The sequence below is a fragment of the uncultured Catenibacterium sp. genome (assembly GCF_900540665.1).
Classification (GTDB): Bacteria; Bacillota_I; Bacilli_A; order Erysipelotrichales; family Coprobacillaceae; genus Catenibacterium.
Map to the genome: position 1 here is coordinate 1 of NZ_UQGV01000100.1, position 5,840 is coordinate 5,840.

Genomic DNA, 5,840 nt, shown 5'->3' on the forward strand with positions numbered 1-5,840 from the left:
TGATTTTAAAATCAAAGAGGTTTTTGGTATTTAGTCGCTTAACTTAATACCATTGTGTTTCTATGTGTCTTATTTAATATTGGATTGTAGTACGTAAAAGGAACTTGCAAATTCAAATTTCAATGTTTTAATCTTTCCCTTTTAACCTTTCTTGGCATAGTCATTGACAGTTGGTTTTAGTCAGTGTAATATCTAGGTGGGAAGAAAAAGTCAAACTTTTACTGGCGCGGCATTGTGTAAATGATGTTTGCACGGGTTTTCTATTAATAGACCTCTTCGGAGGTCTTTTTTGTACATAAAAAACACATGTTTCCATGTGTCTTACTTAATAGTTGGATTGTAGTAAGTAATATGATGCTTCTTACAATAAGCATTGATTGCAGCTCTCCAGTCAGTATTTTTAGTATACTCTACTAAATAAGTCGCAATACCTTTTTCCTGGCATGTACTTAAATATTTCTTTAAGCGTGTTGATACTTCAGTATCCTGTTTTACATATTTCTTACCCTGTTTCTTAGTCATCATACTAGTCTGGTTTACACCTGTAACCATCTTAGAATTCTTATAAACAGTTTCTCTATAATCATAGGCATTATTCACAATAACCTTTAACTTATTCTGATTTGCTTCCTTAATAAGAGCATCTAATGTATCTGCATCATCAATCTTACTAATAAAGATACCATCAGCCTTTAAAGTTTCAGCTTTGTGATGTGGTTTCTTTAAACTCATATAGAAATAAATCTGTTTAGACTTCTTTCTTAAAACCTTCATATCTTCTGTAGTTAAACCTTTACTTCTCACTACAATAAGATCATAGTGTTTCTTCATCTTAAGTAGTTCACTTTTCTTCTTTTTAGTAAGAACGGCATATGTGCTTGCCTGTGATTTAACAGCTGTTTGAGAAGAACATCCAGTTAATACAAAGAAAGCACATAATATTAGTGTTAATAATTTTTTATACATTTTCTCATACCTCGCATCTCTTACATTATCACAATTTTTTCAGAAAGTGAACCTTGATTGTTTTAAGTAAGAAGTAGTTCTATAATAAATATTCAAAAGGGGAGAATTTTATGGCACAATATGAATCACAGTATGAGAGAATGATCAAGCAGCCAATCCCTTCTCTGATACTTACTCTCGCATTACCAACAACAATCTCAATGTTGGTTACTAATATCTATAACATGGCTGATACGTACTTTGTCTCTACAGTAGGTACAAGTGCTACAGGTGCAGTAGGGATTGTTTTTGGATTGATGGCGATATTACAAGCCTTTGGCTTTATGTTTGGACATGGGGCAGGCGCAAATATATCAAGAAGACTAGGGACTAAAAGAGTAGAAGAAGCACGTATATTTGCATCTACAAGCTTTTTTGGTTCACTCTTTTTTGGCGCTTTAATTGCGGTACTTGGCCTTATATTCTTGAATCCGCTTATGTATTTAATGGGTTCTACTTCTACTATATTACCTTATGCAAGAGCGTATGCCTTCTTTATTTTGATTGCAGCACCTGCTATGACTTCATCATGTGTGATGAATAATATACTAAGATATGAAGGACAAGCATCACTTGCGATGATTGGACTTACATCTGGTTCTATTATTAATATCTTTGGTGATTATCTTTTTATGCGTATATTTCATATGGGTGTCACTGGTGCAGGACTCTCTACTGCCCTGTCTCAATATATCAGTGCATTCATTCTCTATTCTATGTATCACAAAGGAAAGACACAAAGCTGCTTTAAATGGCAATATGTAAGTTTAGAAAAATATGTTATAGGAAGTATTGTTGCGGTAGGATTCCCATCACTCTGTCGTCAGGGATTAAATAGTGTCAGTGTTATGACTCTTAACTTTGCGGCAGGAATCTATGGAGATGAAGCGATTGCGGCAATGAGTGTTGTGAGTCGTATATCCAATCTCATCTTCTCGGTAGGAGTAGGAATAGGTCAGGGTTTCCAGCCAGTATCAGCATTTAGCTATGGTGCAAAAAGATATGATCGTTTGAAACAAGCCTTTATCTTCACTGTGACTCTTTCTACTATTCTGTTAAGTATTATTAGTGTCATCTGTTTATACTTCACAAAACCGCTTCTCTTACTCTTTACACAGGATAGTCAAGTACTCTCTATTGCGCAACTTGCAATGAAATTTGAATGTATTGCGATATTCTTTATGGCTATTAGTATCGGCGCAAATATGTTATTCCAAAGTATTGGTAGAAGTGTCATAGCGACATTCCTAGCTGCTTTAAGAAGTGGTTTGGCTTTTATCCCGCTTGTTATCCTATTGCCTCACATATGGGGTATTACAGGTTTAGCATTATCTCAGCCTATAGCTGATTTATGCGCAAGTATCATTCCTGTTCCCTTTATTTTTAGTTTATTTAAGGAATTATCCTAAAACTATGGTATAATCGTTTCGGTGATTAAAATGAAAAATATGAAACAAACAATATTAGAATATGTAAAAGTTATTCTTGTGACTGTGATTCTTACATATGGTTTCCTATTCTTTGTCCAGATTTCTCACGTAGAAGGACAATCTATGGAACCTAATTATCATGAAGGGAACATTGTCTTAGTCAATAAGCAGTTCTATCATTATGATGATGTAAAATATGGTGATGTTGTCATTGCGAAATGTAATATATTAGGACAGCAGAGACAGATCATTAAAAGAGTCATTGGCAAGCAGGGTGATACAATAGAATGTATTGATCATGAACTCTACCGTAATGGTAAGAAAGTCAATGAAACATATATCAATGAACAAATGACAGACACTAACTGGACTTATACAGTTCCAAAAGGTGATGTCTTTATTATGGGGGATAATAGAAACCATTCTACAGATTCCCGTTATATAGGTGCTGTTTCTTTCAAGAAAGAAATAGTCGGTAAAGTATTCTTTAAGGCCTTTTAGTAAAGGTCTTTTTTTATGTTACATATTAGTTTTAACTAACTTAGCAAGCCAAAAATAGGAATTTACTAAATTCCATAAATAATAACGCTTACATATGATAATTACAAAATTAGGCTTTGCATATTGTAAATTTCTCTGCTATTATGGGGTTAAAGTAGATAGGAGCTAACATAATCTATTTAGAAAGGATGAAAAAATGGCTAAGAAATTCGAAATTACTAGAGGTAATGCAATCTTAAACTTCTCTGAAGAATTCTGTCAGAGTAGATGTGAATTAGTGGAAAGTGAATCTTTCTCTAAGGTATTGGAGAAATTCATTAAGAATCAGCGCAGATTAGAAACACAGTTATATATTTATTTACATGAACGCAATGCGGATGATTTCTTCTTATTAGGAGATTTAAGAAGCATTTTCAAGTTATTACTTGTACTTGATGCAGAACAGGTTTGTGCATTAAGACCAGAATATGCAGTGTATTTTGAAGATCGTGATATGTTCGTAAAGTTAATTGAAGACATTTATTTATACTGGAGAAAACTTCAGAGATATGCAATTGTTTTCAATGACTCAAAGAAATCAGGTTACCAGAGTGTACAGTTCGCTGATGCTCAGGAAGAGTTTGAAAAACTTGTATTAGAAGTATATCGTTCAATGCAGAGAGCTGTAGGTAAGAACGATAAGGTATTAAGACAGATTACAGCTGGTGTAAATGCTGGTTTAACTGTTACTCACTTAACTACAGGTTTACCTGATGATTATGAATGTTTAAAGGATGTTCCATTCATTGAACAGGTTGTTATTCATCCACCATTTATCACTTATTCTAAGAGAAACAAAAGAGATGGTGTATTCCCAGAAAGTAGAACAAATCCAGTTACTGACTTAACATTTAATCCTGATCAGTGGTTATGTTACCCTGCAAAGGTTGGTAAGTTATTATGTTTCGTTTACTTCAATACTAAGTTTATGGCACAGGGTGTTACTTTATGTAACTTATTTGAGCTTGCTGATGAATCAGAATATAGACATAATAAACCAGATTTAGTATATGTATATGGTTATGAAGATGGTAAGAAGGATCAGTCATTCTTCCAGGATGACAAGAACGATATGATGGTTGCTAAACTATCAGCAAGTGATGAATTCGATTACTTCGGATATATGAAGAAGATGTGTTTAACACTTCACAACGTATCTAACATCAACCACCACAAATTACCTATCCATGGTGCTATGATCCAGATGAAGTTACATGATGGTTCTGAAAAGAATATCGTCGTAATGGGTGACTCTGGTGCTGGTAAATCAGAAACTATTGAACAGATCAAGGCTTATGGTGAAGCTTATATCAAAGATATCAAGACTATCTATGATGATATGGGTTGCTTATCATTAGTTGACGGTAAAGTAAAGACTTCAGGTACAGAAGTTGGTGCCTTCGTTCGTCTTGATGACTTAGATGCTGGTTACAGCTTTAAGGAATTAGATAGATCTGTATTCATGAACCCAGATAAGGTCAATGCACGTATCGTAATTCCTATTACTGATTATAAGGATGTTATCGCTGATCATGATGTAGATATCTTCTTATATGCTAATAACTATGAAGCTGAAGGTGAAGCCTTAGAATTCTTTGACAATGAAGAAGATGCATTAAAGGTATTCAGAGCTGGTAACCGTATGGCTAAGGGTACTACTACTGAATATGGTTTAGTTGGCTCTTATTTCGCAAACCCATTTGGTCCAGTTCAGAGAAAAGAACAGACAGAACCATTATTACAGGAATTCTTCCATAAGATGTTTGAACAGGGTGTACAGGTTGGTGTACTTCGTACAAGACTTGGTATTAAGGGTAAGGAATATGATGGTCCTAGAACTGCTGCAAAGACTATCTTACACTATGTAACTGGTGATGATGATCTTAAGGAATTACCAGAAGAACAGTAATAGCTCAAACACTTCAAGATTATTCTTGAGGTGTTTTTTTATATAAAAATAGATGAATTTGATTATCCACTCTATGAATACGCTTACAGTTATGTTACTATTTTAACAAGGAGGCTTAAATATGGGTAAATTAGATAATAAAGTCGCTATCGTTACAGGCGGTAATGCAGGTGTTGGTAAAGCTATTGCAAAATTATTTGCAAGTGAAGGTGCAAAGGTTGTTATTTCAGCAAGAAGAAAAGAAGTATTAGAAGAAGTAGGTAAAGAAATTGAAGAAGCAGGAGGTACTGTATTATGTGTACCTACTGATATTTCTAAGATTGATGATGTAAAGAACCTGGTTTCTAAAACTGTAGAAGCATTTGGTAAAGTAGATGTATTAGTGAATAATGCAGGTGTACTTGATAAAGGATTAAATGCGATTGATAGTATTGATTATGATGACTTAAATAGAGTTATTGATATTAACCAGAAGGGTACAATGTATTGTATGTCTGAAGCATTAAAGGTGATGACTAGTGGTGCTTCTATTGTGAATATTGCAAGTGTTGCAGGTCAGTTTGGTGCTGGAGGAGCAGTATATGTTTCTACAAAAGCCGCTATTATTGGTGTTACTAAACATACTGCAATGCGTTTTGCAAAAGAAAATATTCGTTGTAATGTTATTTGTCCTGGTAGTATCACTACAGATATGGCAGCAGGTTTAACACCTGATACAATGGATATGAAGATGATGGGTGCTATGAGTGCTCATAGTGATTTATCACTAAAACCATGTAGTCCAGAAGATGTTGCAAGAGTCACTCTTTTCTTAGCAAGTGATGATGCAGCACCTATTACAGGACAGGTTGTAGTTACTGATTATGGTGTAGATTTATAATGGAGTGCGGCTTAGGCTGCACTTTTTCAAGTGTGCCGGGCATGGCACTGATTCAGTCGGAGATAGTCCGACCACA

General features: G+C 34.5%; 5 protein-coding genes. 4 read left to right on the forward strand and 1 reads right to left on the reverse strand.

From position 1 onward, the window contains the following. Window positions 1–321: 321 nt before the first annotated feature. On the reverse strand, window positions 322–966 hold the full coding sequence (locus tag QZQ55_RS10315) for a hypothetical protein (protein WP_217106980.1): 645 nt from the start codon (window positions 964–966) through the stop codon (window positions 322–324). Between the two features lie 110 nt (window positions 967–1,076). On the opposite strand from QZQ55_RS10315, the gene QZQ55_RS10320 reads away from it, so the two are divergent. From QZQ55_RS10320 to QZQ55_RS10335, 4 genes are all read left to right on the forward strand, one after another. Further along, window positions 1,077–2,414, forward strand: coding sequence for an MATE family efflux transporter (locus QZQ55_RS10320; protein WP_295093069.1), 1,338 nt, complete (start codon window positions 1,077–1,079; stop codon window positions 2,412–2,414). A gap of 39 nt (window positions 2,415–2,453) precedes the next feature. Then, window positions 2,454–2,936, forward strand: coding sequence for a signal peptidase I (lepB, locus tag QZQ55_RS10325; protein ID WP_288209342.1), 483 nt, complete (start codon window positions 2,454–2,456; stop codon window positions 2,934–2,936). 196 nt (window positions 2,937–3,132) lie between these two features. Beyond that, the gene (locus QZQ55_RS10330) at window positions 3,133–4,884 is read left to right on the forward strand and encodes a phosphoenolpyruvate carboxykinase (protein WP_295093071.1); all 1,752 of its coding nucleotides are present in this window, start codon (window positions 3,133–3,135) and stop codon (window positions 4,882–4,884) included. Between the two features lie 121 nt (window positions 4,885–5,005). Continuing rightward, the gene (locus QZQ55_RS10335; RefSeq protein WP_295093073.1) at window positions 5,006–5,764 is read left to right on the forward strand and encodes an SDR family NAD(P)-dependent oxidoreductase; all 759 of its coding nucleotides are present in this window, start codon (window positions 5,006–5,008) and stop codon (window positions 5,762–5,764) included. Window positions 5,765–5,840: the final 76 nt, after the last annotated feature.